Below are 15,794 nucleotides of genomic sequence, written 5' to 3' on the forward strand. Positions count from 1 at the left end.
CAAAGCCTCTCCTAACTTACAACCCCTGAAGAACACGAAAGCTTTGTAGGAATCAGCCTTCGATCCAAAAAATAAAAGACTACAGATAAAACCGAAAATGGGGCAATTGACTAAATGAGCGATGAGGGAAATTATTAAATCAGCGGAAAAACCGCTCACCTAACAAAAGGACTATTCAAATGGACACATCATAATTTCACTTACCCAACCAGTCAGCATCACCCCACGAAAATCAACAACGGACGGAGTGTAATACCCGATTGAGCGGGTATTCTGGATCATACTAATTGAGGTATGCCATGCAAATCGATCTTGAAACAATTAAAAACAACAGAACCGTAGTACTTGAAGCAATTGCGCCAATATCCGCGCTCGTTATTCAAGCGTATAGCAATCTAACCGCCGCGAGCAGTGGAACCTTACCGTGCACAAGCTGTTGCACTCAATGCTGGAACACCTGCTGCAATGCGACCTATTCCTGAGGCTGGTCAAGTTGAGTCGGCGGCGGCATTGTCGCTGCCGACCATAACCATTAAGGTATCCCAATATGAACGATGCTCAAGGTGCTACCGCCTCGGCAGCCATAGATTTCTTAACGCTTAATTCCTCCGCAGAAAATCTAACTACCGACTGCCCTGTCTGGCCATTTCTAGCTTACTACGTAGAGAAAACTAAAAGAAACCTGACTCAAATAGAGAAGCTCGATCACGAGGAAGGCAAGGCCATTATAAATGGTTACGTCGGCAACCTCTCAACTCGTATTACGAACACCGCGCAGAATGTACTATCTGTCGAACGAGACATATTAAATCAAACAATTAAACCCCACAAACTTGGCGTATTCGAGCATTACGCAATACTTAGAAAAAACAACGAATACCTTCTTAATATTCTTGAGTCATATCCAGAATTAACGCGAACCCTACAAAAAATAACCGATAACTTCATCGATCAGACTTACCTACTAGCCCTGCGACTAACAGAGGACAAACCCGGATTCAAAGCTTTAACCAGTTTGAGCTCCGCTCACTTACTCCTTGAGTGCACCCCCTCCGAGGGGGAAACCCATAATGGCTCGCTCACCGCCTGCACTTTAACATTTACAAATGGTAGCAAGGTCGTTTACAAGCCGCGAAATCTTGACATTGAAAACCGCGCCTCAATGCTTTTGGAGTACCTTTCAAAAAAAGCTGACAGTCACTATTCAGAATGGAAAATCCCTTTATACATAGTTCATCCAACACACGGCTGGGCCAAATATTTTCCACAATTGCCCGCCAACGATATTGCGGACGTGCAGACCTATTATAGACGGGCCGGTTTTTTATTAGGATACTGTACGGCATTCACAACATCCGACATTACATGCGACAATCTGATTTGCAATACAAGCCACCCTGTCCCTATTGATCTAGAAACCATTTTTTATTGCGTATTGAACATTAGTAGCATTCCCAAGGAAGTTCGCTGGAATAGCGCCCAAACCAGCATTCTTCCCAATTGGACATGGAAGGGTACAGATGGCATAGGGGTAGACTTAAGCGCTTTGGGCGGATTAAAAGAACAATATGTAAGCCTCAACTTGTATCAGCACTTGGAAGATGATAAGGATAATGGGCGATTTGGCACGGACGGTGTAAAAATATATCCTGGAAAAAACGTCTTATACCTTAATGGCTGCATCGTCAGCCCGTGGGAATATGAAAGAGAAATCCAGGAAGGTTTCACTTGCTTCTTCGAAACGTTAAAAAAACATCAGGCGTATGTCATCAAAAAAATTCGATCATTCAAAGGGCTTACGTGCCGCTACGTCCCCCGACCTACTGCCACTTACCATTATGCAATTCAGTGTTCGCTTCATGCGTCCCTGATGTGTTCAACGGAAAAACGAAAAGCTTTTCTGACGAAAATCCTTGATAACGATAATGCGCCGGCAGTGGGTTTTTTACCTGCGGAAGTCAATGCACTGTTGAATATTGATATTCCTTACGCAAAAAGCTGCGTTGGGGAACTTTCATTTTCCGAACCCCATTACTCAGGAAAGGGGCACTTGCCGCCCGGTAGCTATCTGGACGGGCTTTCAAATAGCATTAGCTACATTGAAAACTTTACGGAGGCCAGACGCCGTTTCGAGATATCACAAATAAGCAATACGCTGACCGCTATGCGGTATATGTACGAGCATGATCGCAAGCTAACAACGTATACTTTTAGAAAAGAAGACAATATCAACGATACGTGTTCCTCTATTCAAGAAAAACTTGAAGACATAAGATTCGCCCAAAATTCAAACATAGATTTCTTAATAGAAAAAATCTCATATGAGCTTTCAAATAATGGCCTCTGGTATGGATTTCATGCATCACCAGGTGGATATATCGAGTACTCTGAGCTTGGAGAGGATCTGTATTATGGTCTATCGGGGATGGCTTATGGTTTAGCAATGATACATCAAAACAAACCCATTCCAAAAGAAAGCATTCTGAATATATTGAATGAAGCATACAATCGGGTTAACAAAAAGCTTCATAATAGAGGTACACACTTAGGTGGCTCACATTTTGGCCTCTCATCTTCAGTTCTCCCGCTGATCATAACCCTGAAATATTTCGAGGACAACCGGCACGACGAATTATTGTCGCAATACAAAAGCTACTTCCATAGTGCGATCTCAGAAGATTGGTGGCAAAAATATTTTTGGGGGGCGGACCTCCTTTCAGGAATGTATGGCACTCTTAGTGTTTTGACCAAGCTATACGAACTGACTAAAGACAATGACTTTCGTGAACTAGCATGTAACTTATACAAAAAAATCGATTCAGAGCTGGTGCTACTAAACGGCAAACGTCTTGTACAATTTGACAGATCAATTACAACTCGTAACGACTCACTTCTTTCGGGGCTTTCTCATGGTGTCATGGGCTGCGCCTATTCAATATTTTATTTTTACAGAACCATTTCAAAGAATCAAAAAATCTACAATACCTTTGTAGACTTTCTGGACTGGGAGTTGCAACAATATGATAAAAACATTAAGAACTGGCCGGACTATCGCAGAAGGTCAGAGTCAACAAATGGAGAGTTCTCTTGGAGCCATGGACTACCAGGAAACTATCTTATTCTCCAATATTTTTCGGAGCATCATGTCCCGGAGGCATTGGAGTTCATTAGAAACAATCCACCCTGCTCCTTTTTCAGCTACGAAAACCTGCGTCAGCGCAAGCGCCCTATCAATGACTCGATTTGCCATGGCGCCTATGGCCTACTCAATATTATAAAGAGCGTCTACCCTCCGTCACTGCTCGATCAAAGGGTTTACACCTGGCTAAATACATCTCTCTTAGCAGAGCACGACACAAGAGAGCTACGCACAAGAGCGGCCGATCCATTAGGCCTATGGGTGGGTAAAACGGGCGCCATTTTAGGTGCTCACGGGGTTTTAAATGAATCGTTTAAATTTCCTTTTCTCATCCACCAAATGGACTACTTACAATAATGATTCAAAATTTCCGTTTTATCGGCCTTGGCGGTGTCGCTGCGTGCATAAACTTGAGCACCCCCTTTTTTTTGGGAAAACTTATCGACCACTACCACGCACACAACCAACTACAACTTTCCTATCTTTTAATCGCCTGCAGCGGTCTTATCCTCGCGCCCTGCTTAAAACTAGTCAACAACATTTATTTAGCGCACACCAACTCTTCAACAAGAATTAAACTAAAACAAAGGTCTCTAGAGGTCCTGATTAAGCACAATAAAAACTCCCCATCAGAGGGGGATATTATCGAGTACATTGATAACGACACGGACAACTCCATCTACCTGCATCACAGCCTATATTATGACGTTAGTACGAGCCTCACCGCAATAATCATTGCCTTCATCGCAATATTTAGCTATCAGCCCTCGCTTTCCATAGCGCCAACTGCGGCTATTTTATTCGCCTCTTTAATTTATTTTTTGACTCAGAAAAAAATGAAGACGGCTTATGGAAAATACATAGAAGAAAACACATCTCTCATCAGCAAAATATTATCCAGAACGAAAACCAAAGACAGACCTCTTTTTACAAAATTCAAAAAACACAAAGCACTCGTACTTCACGTACTATGGCGCACACAGTTAAACATATCATCTTTAAATGCAATTTCTGGATTATCTTCGCTGATTGGCCTATCTGCGATTTTATATATCGGAAGCACACTCATAACGGCCAACACTTTAACTCTAGGCGAGCTAATCGCGTCAACCCTGTATATTGATCGCATATTAATACCACTTAGATTTTTGGTTGGAATATATTTTTCAACCCCTGAAGCTTTTTACAGACACTCAAGGGTGCGTTTATTACACAAACGAGATGGCGCACATGACTAAAATAATAAAAGTTTGTCGAGCGCTCATTATTACAAGCTTGGTGCTATCGCTGACAACAGCACTACTACAATTTCTAATACCTTATATTATCAGTATAAACATTAAGGAAATCTCAAAACCTGACCAGTTTTTTTTAACCATAGCGCTATTGATCGCGGTTTTCTCGCTAAAAAGCGTTACGCAGTGCTTCTCCGAAACGCTAAATCAATATATAAAATCAAAAATACGGCTCCTAATAATTGAATATATTTATGATAATATATTGTCAACTGACCAGGGAAAACTGGCCACCCTTATAAAAGAAGACTCCGAACGCATCGCTTCAAGCGCAATACAAATCGTTGAACTGGCAGGCGCGAGCAGTCTGACTATAATTACATTCTCCATGCTCATTCTTGAAAATCTCTTTATGGCGCCTCCCTTATTAGCACTCTTCGCCTTCTCATATATCCATGTCACCCACTCCTCCAAAAAAATAACACACGCGTACACAACCGAAATCGAACAAGAACAACGATATAAAACCTCTATTATTGAGCTAAAGCAAGCTTCTTCAGAAAGCCTTCGCCACTTCAATCATAAAATGATCATGAGCAATCATCACCTAAAGAACGCTATCGGCACCAAATATCGATATGAAAAAATCAGTATCTATCTCAGCAGCGGCCCTGAAATTTTCATAGCTGTCATCATCGCCATATCACTATTCCTTATCTCCACACTTTCTCCAAAAACACTCGGAGCTGATTTGATTTATTACCTAGGCTATATAGGAATGTTTGCACTTGGCGCCAACCATTCCATACAAATCGCGCTGTCGTTGATCGGAACAAAAAATTCATTACACAGGGTTTTCAACTATACTCATGAACAATCTATTCGTTAAATCCATACGACTCAAGGCCGACACGTTTCCGGCTAACCCAATCGCGGGTATTTTTCCGTTGGATCTGAACCATCCCATAACCCTTATCGCTGGAGATAACGGCGCAGGAAAATCCACACTCCTGGAGGCCATTGCCGTCAAATTGGGCTGCAACCCTGAAGGAGGAGGTAAAAACTTCAGATTCAATACAGAATCCACCCACTCAGATCTGCACAACCACATTATTATTTCCAAAGGCTATCGAAAAGAGAAAGATCTTTTCTTTTATCGGGCGGAAACTTTTTATAATTTCAGCTCAGAAGTGAGGCGATTGGACAGTGCGGGTAGCTTCGACCCTGAAATAAAGTCCTATTACGGAGGGCGGGACCTACATACCCTCTCTCATGGCGAAGCAATGGAGTCACTTTACCAAAACAGATTCAAAGCCAATGGCATTTACATATTGGACGAGCCCGAAGCCTCCTTGCACCCCTCTCGCCAACTCAGCCTGGCACTTAGAATCGTTGAGTTATCCAAACAGGGTTCACAATTTATTATCGCCACACATTCCCCTATCATGATGTTCATTCCGAACGGCGAGCTCATGCACTTACATGATGGAGTTTTGGCATCGGCTAACGCTTGTGACATGGAGGCTTACAGTATTTATAAGGCCGTTATAAACTCCAACGGGCAATATCTGGAGAAATTAATTTCTGATAACGAATAATTTTTTTGATCGAAAGTTCCTGATTTTGGCTGCTTGTGCCAACTCATCCCATAACCCAAGTAATCGCAGACCCAAGGCCGTGCTACGCGGCTCTTTTCCCGATTCAGCGTCAGTTTCAAACGCTGGCTGTTGCAGCAGTGCCTGCTGGATCAAGCGATCCACGACGTTGGGGATGCCCAGTTGTCTTGTGCCGCCTTTGGGTTCGTCAGCCCAGCATTTTGCCTCGGGCTTCCTTCGGATTCGCAGTCACCCGCGACACCCTTGCCTCTGGCTAACACTTCCCCTTGCCGGGTGTGTAGAGGACTTTCACCTCCAAGTCGTCCGACTTCACCACCACAGTGAGCCGAACAGCGCCAGTCACGGCGCTACGCGCCATGCCTGGCGCCCCCAAAAAAACGGCGACCTGTCGGGATCGCCGTTTTCGCTCACTGACCGAACTGTTTGCTCAGTCCCGGTGGCACGCCATGGATATCGGTGTCTTCCCACGGTCCGCTGGGGCTGATGGAGCGGCTCCAGCCGTTGTTCCAGCGGTAGTAAGTGCGCTGGCGATAGAAGGTGTTGGTCTGGTTGTCGAGGACATAGACGCCCATCTGCCCGTCCCAGTGGCTGTTACCACCCGGTGGCGGGGCGAACGTCGGCGAGAAGCTCGGACGTGGTTTGCTCGATGGGACCGGTTTACCCGGCGTGTACGGTGGATACGGTTGGGTCGTCGGACCGGAAGGCGGGATCGTCGGCCCCTCCGGCGGCGGGCGATGGACCGCACAAGCGCTCAGCCCCAGGACCAGCGTTAACAGGGTGAGGCGAGCGATGGCGGTCATGGCGATTCTCTATTTATCAGGGCTGTCGATGGTCAGGTTCTGCTGCGCGGAGGTGCTGCTGGCCAATGGTTGGCTGCGCCCGATCCACTCGCCCGCCGTCGGTTGGCCGGCGCGGGAAATCCGTGCAACCAGTTGGACTTCAGGAAAGTTCGACAGTTTCAATTGCGGCATCATCGCGTCGCTGTCGCCCAACTCCACTGTCGCTGGCAGGTCGGCGACGGTCAGGCGCTTGGCCGCCAACGGCGCGGGCGGCCCCTGGGTCGCCCGGGCGAAGATGAAGACGCTGTCGCCCGGCTGCACCTTGGCCTTCAGTGCCGCCGCCAACTCGACTCGCACTTTCAACAACGCGCCTTTGACCACGGGCGCCTCGACGACCTTGCCGCCGCTGGCCACCAGCTTTTCACTGGCGCGATCAATACCGCCCTGCAACGCGGCACGGGAATTATCGTCCGGCGGTAATTGCGCCAGCAGACGTTTCCAGTAGTCGATGGCTTCCTGGTAACGCTGCCCTTCAAACGCCGCGATCCCCAACAAGCCCAGGCTGGTGACTTCCTTCGGATCGATCTTGAGCGCTTCATCGGTCAGCGCCTGGACCTGCGGCGACCACTGCTTGCCATCGGCAAAGTACTGCGCCTGGGCCCACTGCCCGAGCAGCTCCGGCTGGCGCCCGGCCACCTTGACGGTACGCTCGAACACTTTCGCCGCATCGGCCGCACGGTCCTGGGCCATATAGGCACGTCCGAGGAAATACAGGCCCTCGGCCGAATCCGGCTGGGCCGCCACCGCCCGCTCCAGGCGCCGGGTCATCTCTTCCACGGACTGCGGTGCCTGGGCGAATTCACGGGTCAGTTCGACCTTGTCGCTGGCGCCAAAATGCAGGTACAACGCCAACCCCAGCACCGGGACCAGCAAAGCCGCCAGCAACGGCAATGGCTTGCCCAGTCGCGAAACACGGGCCGGTGCCACGCCTTCGGTATCGGCCAGCAATTCACGGGCCGCTTCCGCCCGACCGCTGTCCATTTGCTCGGTGCTGAGCACACCTTCGACCTGCTGCGCCTGCAACTCGGCGACACGCTCCTGGTAGAGGGCGACGTTCAGCGCGGTGCGATCTTCTTCGCGCTGCACGCGGCGTTCACGCAAAATCGGAATCAACAGGAAACTCAGGGCAATCAGTAACAACAGACCTGTAGCGAGCCAGAAATCAATCATTCGGTTTTCTTATCCAGCAGGTGGTCGAGGCGCTGGCGCTCCTCGGCGGAAAGCGCGTCCGGGGCAGCAGCACCCTCGGCGCGACGGCGGCGGATGATCACCGCGATCACGACAAAACCGCCCAGCAGCAGGCCGGCCGGGCCGAACCAGAGCAAGGCGGTCTTGCCGCTCAGGGCCGGCTTGTAGCGCACGAAGTCGCCATAACGGTCAACCATGAAGTCGATGATCTGCTGATTGTCCTTGCCCTCGCCGAGCATGCGGAAAATCTCCCGGCGCAGGTCGGCGGCAATCGGTGCGTTGGAGTCGGCGATGTCCTGGTTCTGGCACTTGGGGCAGCGCAGTTCCTTGGTCAGATCGTGAAAGCGTTCACGTTCGGCATCGTTGGCGAATTCATAGGTGTCGATGGCGGCATGGGCCATTCCGACCAGACTCAGGCCCAGGGCGGCCGCGGCTAACCAGCGCTTCATGGGCGGGCCTCGTCCACCAGCGACTGATACACCGTCGCCAGTTGCTCACGCCAGACCGTCTCGTCGATCACACCGACGTGCTTGTAGCGAATAACGCCCTTGGCGTCGATGAAGAAGGTCTCCGGCGCGCCATAGACCCCCAGATCCAGGCCCAAGGTACCTTGCTCGTCGCGGATATCCAGCTGGTAGGGGTTATGGAAATCCTTCAGCCACTTCAATGCCTCGGCATTGTCATCCTTGTAGTTGATGCCATAGATCAACACACCCTGCTGGGCCAGCTTGTTCAGCACCGGGTGCTCGACCCGGCAGGAAATGCACCAGGTGCCCCAGACATTCACCAACGCCGGCTTGCCATGCAGGTCGGCCACGCTCAGTTGCTTGTCGCCCTGCACGTTGGGCAACGCGAACGCCGGAAACGGCTTGCCGATCATCGCCGACGGCAGCTCGGAGGGATCCAGGTACAAACCGCGATAAAGGAACACCGCCATCACCAGGAACGCCGCCAGCGGCAATACCATCAACCAACGCTTCATGCCGTCGCTCCACTCAGGCCCAGCGCTTCACGCACACGGCTCTTCACCTTGACCCGATAACGCCGGTCCAGCGCCGCCAGTGCGCCGCCCAAGCCAGTCAGCAGACCGCCGAACCAGATCCAGCGCACGAACGGCTTGACGTGCACCCGCACCGCCCAAGCGCCGTTTTCCAGCGGCTCGCCGAGGGCGACGTAGAGGTCACGGGTGAAACCGGCGTCGATCCCGGCTTCGGTCATCATCGATTGCTGCACGGTGTACAACCGTTTCTCCGGGTGCAGCAGCGCCACTTCCTTGCCGTTTTCAATCACCCGGATCGTACCTCTGTCCGAGGTGAAGTTCGGCCCTTCGACATGCTTGGCGCCTTCGAAGATGAAGTGGTAACCGCCCAGCTCCATGGACTCGCCCGGCGCCATGCGCAGGTCGCGTTCGGCGCTCTCCTGGCTCGACAGCACCACGCCCAGGGCGCAGACCACGATCCCCAGGTGCGCCAGCTGCATGCCCCAATAGCTGCGGGTCAGGCTCGGCAGGCCCTTGATCAGGCCCTTGTTGCGGGTCTTGTCGAGGATGTCGCGGACGCCGGCCAGCAGCACCCAGGCGGCGAGCAGGAAGGTCGCCAGCACCGCCCAGTTGAAATCGCCATAGACCAGCCCGGCCACCACCGCCAGGGCAACGCTACCCAGCAACACCGGGGTCAGCATGCCCACCAGCCATTTCACCGGGGTGTCTTTCCAGCGCACCAGCACGCCGACCGCCATCACCACCATCAAAAGCGCCATCAATGGGATGAACAAGGCATTGAAGTACGGCGGCCCAACCGACAGCTTGGCGCCACTGAGGGCATCGAGCACCAGCGGGTACAACGTGCCCAGCAGGATCATCGAGGCCGCCACCACCAGCACCAGGTTGTTGCCCAGCAGCAGGGTTTCCCGCGACCACAAATTGAAGCCGACATGGCTTTTCACCACCGGTGCGCGCAGGGCGAACAGGGTCAGCGATCCACCGACCACGAACAGCAGGAAGATCAGAATGAACACCCCGCGCGCTGGGTCGGAGGCGAAGGCGTGCACCGAGGTCAGCACCCCGGAACGCACCAGGAAGGTTCCCAGCAGGCTCAGGGAAAACGCCGCGATCGCCAGGAGCACGGTCCAGCTCTTGAACACCCCGCGTTTTTCCGTGACCGCCAGGGAGTGGATCAGCGCCGTGCCCACCAGCCAGGGCATGAACGAGGCGTTTTCCACCGGGTCCCAGAACCACCAGCCGCCCCAGCCAAGTTCGTAGTAGGCCCACCAGGAACCGAGGGTGATCCCAACCCCCAGGAACGCCCAGGCGACGATGGTCCAGGGCCGCGACCAGCGCGCCCAGGCCGCGTCGAGACGCCCGCCAAGCAAGGCGGCGATGGCGAAGGCAAAGGCCACCGAGAAGCCGACATAGCCCATGTAGAGCATCGGCGGATGGACGATCAGGCCGACGTCCTGCAACAACGGGTTGAGGTCACGACCGTCCGCCGGAATCTGCGGCAGGATCCGCGAGAACGGGTTGGAAGTCAGGATCAGGAACAACAGGAAGCCGGTGCTGATCATGCCCATCACCGCCAGCACCCGGGCCAGCATCACCTGCGGCAGTTGCCGGGAAAAGACCGACACGGCAAAGGTCCAGCCGCCGAGGATCAGGGCCCAGAGCAGCAGCGAGCCTTCGTGGGCGCCCCACACGGCGCTGAACTTGAAGTACCAGGGCAAGGCGCTGTTGGAGTTGTTGGCGACATAGCTGACGGAAAAGTCGTCGGTCATGAAGGCGTAGGTCAGCACCCCGAAGGCGAACACCAGGAAAGAGAACTGTCCCCAGGCCGCCGGCCGCGCCAGGCTCATCCACAGGCGGTCACCGCGCCAGGCGCCGAACAGCGGGACGGTGGCCTGCACCAGGGCGAAACACAGTGCAAGGATCATGGCCAGATGGCCCAACTCAGGAATCATCGATCAACCCTCCTTCGCTTGCGTCGGGGCGGATTGACCGCTGTCTTTCAACGCCTTGGTGACTTCCGGCGGCATGTACTTCTCATCGTGCTTGGCCAGTACTTCGTCGGCCACCACCACGCCGTCGGCGTTGAGCTTGCCCAGGGCAACAATGCCCTGCCCTTCGCGGAACAGGTCCGGGAGGATGCCGCGATAGGTAATGGTGACGGACTTGTTGAAATCGGTGACCACGAACTTCACGTCCAGCGAATCGCCGGAACGTTGCAGCGAGCCTTTCTCGACCATGCCACCGGCGCGAATCCGCGTGCCATGGGGCGCTTCGCCGTTGGCGATCTGGGTCGGCGTGTAGAACAGGTTGATGTTTTCCTGCAGCGCACTCAAGGCCAGGCCCACGGCAGCGCCGACGCCGACCAAGATGGCGAGGATGATGATCAGGCGTTTTTTGCGCAGCGGGTTCACTTGGCATTCTCCCGGCGCAGACGACGCGCCTCTTGTTGCAGGTAACGCCGCCGGGCCAGGATCGGCGCCGCGACGTTCAAAGCCAGCACGGCCAGGCAGATGCCGTAGGCCGACCAGACATACAGGCCGTGATGACCCATGGCGAGAAAATCGCCGAAGGTGGCAAAACTCATCGAGCCACCCCCAGCTCGCTCAGGACTTCGGCCTTGACCCAACTGGCCCGGGCCTCGCGCTTGAGCACTTCGAGGCGCATGCGCAGCAGCACCACGGCGCCGAAGAAACAGTAGAAGCCCAGCACCGTCAACAACAGCGGCAGCCACATCTCAGCGGGCATGGCGGGTTTCTCGGTCAGGCTGAAGGTCGAGCCCTGGTGCAGGGTACTCCACCACTCCACCGAGTATTTGATGATCGGGATATTGATCACCCCGACAATCGCCAGCACCGCGCAGGCCTTGGCCGCGCTGTCGCGATTGGTGATGGCGTTGCCCAGGGCGATCAGGCCGAAATAGAGGAACAGCAGGATCAGCATCGAAGTCAGGCGCGCATCCCAGACCCACCACGCGCCCCAGGTCGGCTTGCCCCAGATGGCCCCGGTAACCAGGGCCACGGCGGTCATCCAGGCACCGATGGGCGCGGCGCATTGCAAGGCGACGTCGGCCAGTTTCATCTTCCACACCAGCCCCACCACCCCGCAGACTGCCAGCATCACATAGCAGGACTGGGCCAGCATGGCCGCCGGCACGTGGATATAGATGATGCGAAAGCTGTTGCCCTGCTGGTAGTCAGGCGGCGCGAAGGCCAGGCCCCAGACCACGCCGCTACCGATCAGCAGTACGGCGGCCACGCTCAGCCAGGGCAACAGGCGCCCGCTGATGCCATAGAACCATTTGGGCGAGCCCAGCTTATGAAACCAAGTCCAGTTCATCACGGTACATCCAAGGGTCTTCGCTGGTCATCAACGGACCAGACCTCATTATTCGCCGACGCTGATCTTCAGGCCAGCCGCTATTGCAAAAGGTGTCAGGGTCACCGCCAGGGCGGCCAGGCTACCGAGCCAGAGCAGGTAACCGGTGGCCGGCATGCCCTGCAACGCGGCCTGCAAGGCCCCGCTGCCGAGAATCAGTACCGGGATGTACAGCGGCAGGATCAGCAGGGCCAGCAGCAGGCCACCGCGCTTCAATCCCACCGTCAGGGCCGCCCCTACCGCACCGAGCAGACTCAGTACCGGCGTACCCAAGAGTAGCGATAACAGCAGCACCGGCAAGCAAGCAGTCGGTAATCCGAGCATCAGCGCCAGCAAAGGCGCGAGCAGAACCAGGGCCAGGCCGGAAAAAACCCAGTGTGCCAGCACCTTGGCCAAAACCAGAAGGGCCAGGGGGTGCGACGAAAGGACCCACTGTTCCAGGGAACCGTCCTCGAAATCGCTGCGGAAAAGCCCGTCCAGCGAGAGCAGGACCGCCAACAGGGCCGCCACCCAGACCAGTCCCGGAGACAAGGTTTGCAACATATTTGTCTCGGGACCGACCGCCAACGGGAACAGTGCAATCACAATGGCGAAGAACACCAGTGGATTGGCCAGCTCCGCCGGACGGCGAAACAGCAGGCGCGCTTCACGGGCGAACAACAGGCCGAAGACACTCATGCGGCCCACCGCCCCAGGTCGAGATCGCGGTAACCGGCGGGGACGCGGGTCAGCGTGTGGTGGGTGGTCAACACAATCATGCCGCCGCGCTCGCAATGGCCGGCCAGGTGTTCTTCGAGTTGGGCGACGCCCTGCTTGTCCAGGGCGGTGAAGGGTTCATCGAGAATCCACAGCGGCGGGCTGTCCAGGTACAACCGGGCCAAGGCCACGCGGCGCTGCTGGCCGGCGGACAGGGTATGGCAGGAGACATCCTCGAAACCGTGCAGCCCGACCGCCGCGAGAGCCTGCCAGATCGCCTCGCGCCCGGCCGGCTGATGCAGGGCACAGAGCCAGCGCAGGTTTTCTTCGGCGCTGAGCAGATCCTTGATCCCGGCAGCGTGACCGATCCACAACAACATCCGGGCCAGCTCGTTGCGCTGGGCATTCAGCGGCTGCCCGTTGAGCCGTATCTCACCGGCGGTCGGCTGCATCAGGCCGGCCAGCAGGCGCAACAGGCTGGTCTTGCCGCTGCCATTGGGACCGCTGATCTGCAACAGGTCACCGGGACGCAGCTGCAATTCGAGGTGCTCGAAAAGCAGCCGCCCGTCCCGTTCACAGGCGAGCGCCAAGGCTTCTAGAAGAGGGCTGGTCAAATGATCGAGGCCTTTTTACAGTTCAAGTCGGCACGGGCGCAGCCGTTAAAGTGAAGCAGAATAAATGCTTTTGCAGCTCGACCTACAGAGCTGTGTCAATTTTTGCGCTATTTTGGACACACTTTCGGAGATGGACCGCATTATACATGCGATGCCCTACTCCAAAGAGGGCTATTTCGACAGGCTGCGACCCGATGACAGGCGAAATCAACATCCTCCCGCTGCCCCAGTTGATCCCGGCCAACAGCCGTCCGATGCTGCTGGCCAGCGAACTGCTACAGCTGACACCGCCGCTGGCAGGCCTGATCGCGCCCGGGCAGAGTGCCGAGGCCGAAGTCCTCTCGCTCAAGCAAACCGACCAGACCTTCCAGATGCTGCTCAAGGTCACCACCGACAGCGGCCAGCAAACCACCGTGCAGGTCAGCGGCAACCAACCGCTGCCACAAGGCGCCAGCATCGCCGTGACCCAACCGTCCCCTGGCAACCTGGCGATCACCGTGCAGCAGGCGCTGAGTGCCAGCATCGCCGCCCTGACCCGCCTGGACACCACGCAACTGCCGGTCGGCACTCTGCTGCAAGGCAAGGTCATGACTGCCCAGCTGTTGCCACAAGCCCCCGGACAGCCGGCGGTCTATCGTTCGCTGGTGACCCTGCTCAACACGGCCCTGAGCGGTACTACCCTGACCCTCGACAGCCCGCAGCCGCTACGCATCGGCAGCCTGCTGAGCGCCCTGGTGCAAGGCGCGCAGAGCCTGAGCCTGGTGCCGTTGGCCGCCCGTCAGGACCAACTGGCGGTGGCCCAACAGTTGATGACCCAACAAGGCCGGCAAGGTTCGCTCGACAGCCTGATCAGCACCCTGCAGAACCTGACACAAAACACCGAATTGCCCGACGACCTGCGCGCGGCCATCAACACCCTGCTGACGGACCTGCCCGACATCAATCAGTTGAGCAACCCCAAGGGCCTGGCCCAGGCCCTGCAAAACAGCGGGCTGTTCCTCGAAGCCAATCTGTTGCAAGGGCAGAACCCGGCGCTGACACCGGACCTCAAGAGCAACCTGCTGCGCCTGATCGCCCAGATCATGCCGCAATTGCCCGGCAGCCCGAGCTTCGACCCCGGAGCCGCCGCCGCCCTGCTCGCCCGCACATTGCCGGGCTTTGTCCGCAGTGCCCTGGGCACCCTCGGCCAGGTCGGTGAAACGACCCAGCCGATCAGCTTTCCGCTGCCCGCGCGCCTGCTGCAAAGCCTCGCCGCCGATGGCGACCTGGAAGGCCTGCTGCGCCTGGCCGCGGCGGCCGTTTCGCGCCTGCAAAGCCATCAGTTGTCAAGCCTGGAGCAAACCGGACGCACGCCGGAGGGCAATCTGCAGACTACTTGGCAACTGGAAATCCCCATGCGCAACCTGCACGACATCGTGCCCTTGCAGATCAAGATCCAGCATGAGGAAAAGGAGCCGCCAGCCGAGCAGGAAAAACGCGAAAAGCGCGAGCAGAAGGAACAACTGTGGCGAGTGGAGTTGGCCTTTGATCTCGAACCGCTGGGGCCGCTGCAAGTCCAGGCACAGTTGCTGCGCGGCAGCCTGTCCAGCCAGTTGTGGGCCGAACGCCCCTACACCGCCAGCCTGATCGCCAGCCAACTGGGCGAGTTGCGTGAACGTCTGCGCGCCTCGGGCCTGAATGTCAGCGACCTCGATTGTCATCAGGGCAGGCCTCCCCAGGGCAAGCAAACCCGACTGGACCAACGCTGGGTCGACGAAACCGCATGAAGAATCCCAACACCCCACGCCAGGCCATCGCCCTCAAGTACGACGGCCAACAAGCTCCGACCCTCACCGCCAAGGGCGACGAGGAGCTGGCCGAAGCCATCCTGAAGCTGGCCCGCGACTATGAAGTGCCGATCTACGAGAATGCCGAGCTGGTGAAACTGCTGGCCCGGATGGAGTTGGGCGACAGTATTCCGGAAGAGTTGTACCGGACCATCGCCGAGATCATCGCCTTTGCCTGGAAGCTCAAGGGGAAATTTCCGGCCGGCCAGGATCCCGATGCGGCGCCCGTGGAGAAGGATATTACCGGGCGTGGGGAGGATTATTGA

16 protein-coding genes are annotated in these 15,794 nt (G+C 55.5%); 6 read left to right on the forward strand and 10 right to left on the reverse strand.

Translation table 11 applies throughout. The annotated features are described in order from the left end of the window. Positions 1–547: 547 nt before the first annotated feature. Genes lanM through M5B99_RS07530 form a run of 4 tightly spaced genes read left to right on the forward strand, consistent with a single transcriptional unit; the run spans position 548 to position 5,972 of the window. Positions 548–3,496, forward strand: coding sequence for a type 2 lanthipeptide synthetase LanM (lanM, locus tag M5B99_RS07515; RefSeq protein ID WP_248803436.1), 2,949 nt, complete (start codon positions 548–550; stop codon positions 3,494–3,496). Beyond that, entirely contained in the window at positions 3,496–4,377 is an 882-nt protein-coding gene (locus M5B99_RS07520; protein ID WP_248803437.1) for an ABC transporter transmembrane domain-containing protein, read from the forward strand. Before lanM ends, M5B99_RS07520 begins: the two co-directional genes overlap by 1 nt. Further along, positions 4,370–5,263 carry a hypothetical protein gene (locus tag M5B99_RS07525; protein ID WP_248803438.1) on the forward strand — a complete coding sequence of 298 codons (894 nt, stop codon included), beginning with the start codon at positions 4,370–4,372 and terminating at the stop codon, positions 5,261–5,263. Before M5B99_RS07520 ends, M5B99_RS07525 begins: the two co-directional genes overlap by 8 nt. Continuing rightward, positions 5,244–5,972: an AAA family ATPase gene (locus tag M5B99_RS07530; RefSeq protein WP_248803439.1), complete on the forward strand. Its 729-nt coding sequence runs from the start codon at positions 5,244–5,246 to the stop codon at positions 5,970–5,972. Before M5B99_RS07525 ends, M5B99_RS07530 begins: the two co-directional genes overlap by 20 nt. A 425-nt stretch (positions 5,973–6,397) precedes the next feature. Here M5B99_RS07530 and M5B99_RS07535 read toward each other — a convergent pair whose 3' ends face one another. From M5B99_RS07535 to ccmA, 10 genes are read right to left on the reverse strand one after another with little or no spacing between them, the layout of a single operon-like run. Continuing rightward, positions 6,398–6,790 carry a hypothetical protein gene (locus tag M5B99_RS07535; RefSeq protein WP_248803440.1) on the reverse strand — a complete coding sequence of 131 codons (393 nt, stop codon included), beginning with the start codon at positions 6,788–6,790 and terminating at the stop codon, positions 6,398–6,400. 9 nt (positions 6,791–6,799) lie between these two features. Continuing rightward, positions 6,800–7,999 (reverse strand): c-type cytochrome biogenesis protein CcmI, encoded by a 1,200-nt coding sequence (ccmI, locus tag M5B99_RS07540; protein ID WP_248803441.1) that lies wholly within the window; start codon positions 7,997–7,999, stop codon positions 6,800–6,802. Continuing rightward, entirely contained in the window at positions 7,996–8,466 is a 471-nt protein-coding gene (locus M5B99_RS07545; protein ID WP_248803442.1) for a cytochrome c-type biogenesis protein, read from the reverse strand. Before M5B99_RS07545 ends, ccmI begins: the two co-directional genes overlap by 4 nt. Beyond that, positions 8,463–8,999, reverse strand: coding sequence for a DsbE family thiol:disulfide interchange protein (locus tag M5B99_RS07550; protein ID WP_248803443.1), 537 nt, complete (start codon positions 8,997–8,999; stop codon positions 8,463–8,465). The genes M5B99_RS07545 and M5B99_RS07550 overlap by 4 nt, the downstream gene beginning before the upstream one ends. After that, entirely contained in the window at positions 8,996–10,969 is a 1,974-nt protein-coding gene (locus M5B99_RS07555) for a heme lyase CcmF/NrfE family subunit (protein WP_248803444.1), read from the reverse strand. The genes M5B99_RS07550 and M5B99_RS07555 overlap by 4 nt, the downstream gene beginning before the upstream one ends. A 3-nt stretch (positions 10,970–10,972) precedes the next feature. Further along, positions 10,973–11,428, reverse strand: coding sequence for a cytochrome c maturation protein CcmE (gene ccmE, locus M5B99_RS07560; RefSeq protein ID WP_248803445.1), 456 nt, complete (start codon positions 11,426–11,428; stop codon positions 10,973–10,975). Continuing rightward, positions 11,425–11,601: a heme exporter protein CcmD gene (ccmD, locus tag M5B99_RS07565; protein WP_103499454.1), complete on the reverse strand. Its 177-nt coding sequence runs from the start codon at positions 11,599–11,601 to the stop codon at positions 11,425–11,427. The genes ccmE and ccmD overlap by 4 nt, the downstream gene beginning before the upstream one ends. After that, a complete protein-coding gene (locus M5B99_RS07570; protein WP_248803446.1) occupies positions 11,598–12,356 on the reverse strand; it encodes a heme ABC transporter permease in 759 nt (252 codons plus the stop codon). Before M5B99_RS07570 ends, ccmD begins: the two co-directional genes overlap by 4 nt. 45 nt (positions 12,357–12,401) lie before the next feature. Next, positions 12,402–13,070, reverse strand: a complete 669-nt coding sequence (gene ccmB, locus M5B99_RS07575; RefSeq protein ID WP_248803447.1) for a heme exporter protein CcmB — start codon at positions 13,068–13,070, stop codon at positions 12,402–12,404. Continuing rightward, positions 13,067–13,702 (reverse strand): cytochrome c biogenesis heme-transporting ATPase CcmA, encoded by a 636-nt coding sequence (ccmA, locus tag M5B99_RS07580; protein ID WP_248803448.1) that lies wholly within the window; start codon positions 13,700–13,702, stop codon positions 13,067–13,069. Before ccmA ends, ccmB begins: the two co-directional genes overlap by 4 nt. A 194-nt stretch (positions 13,703–13,896) precedes the next feature. On the opposite strand from ccmA, the gene M5B99_RS07585 reads away from it, so the two are divergent. Both M5B99_RS07585 and M5B99_RS07590 read left to right on the forward strand, forming a co-directional pair. Beyond that, positions 13,897–15,468 carry a flagellar hook-length control protein FliK gene (locus tag M5B99_RS07585; RefSeq protein ID WP_248803449.1) on the forward strand — a complete coding sequence of 524 codons (1,572 nt, stop codon included), beginning with the start codon at positions 13,897–13,899 and terminating at the stop codon, positions 15,466–15,468. Beyond that, entirely contained in the window at positions 15,465–15,794 is a 330-nt protein-coding gene (locus tag M5B99_RS07590; RefSeq protein ID WP_248803450.1) for an EscU/YscU/HrcU family type III secretion system export apparatus switch protein, read from the forward strand. The genes M5B99_RS07585 and M5B99_RS07590 overlap by 4 nt, the downstream gene beginning before the upstream one ends.

This window comes from Pseudomonas sp. MWU13-2100 (assembly GCF_023242365.1).
Lineage (GTDB): Bacteria > Pseudomonadota > Gammaproteobacteria > Pseudomonadales > Pseudomonadaceae > Aquipseudomonas.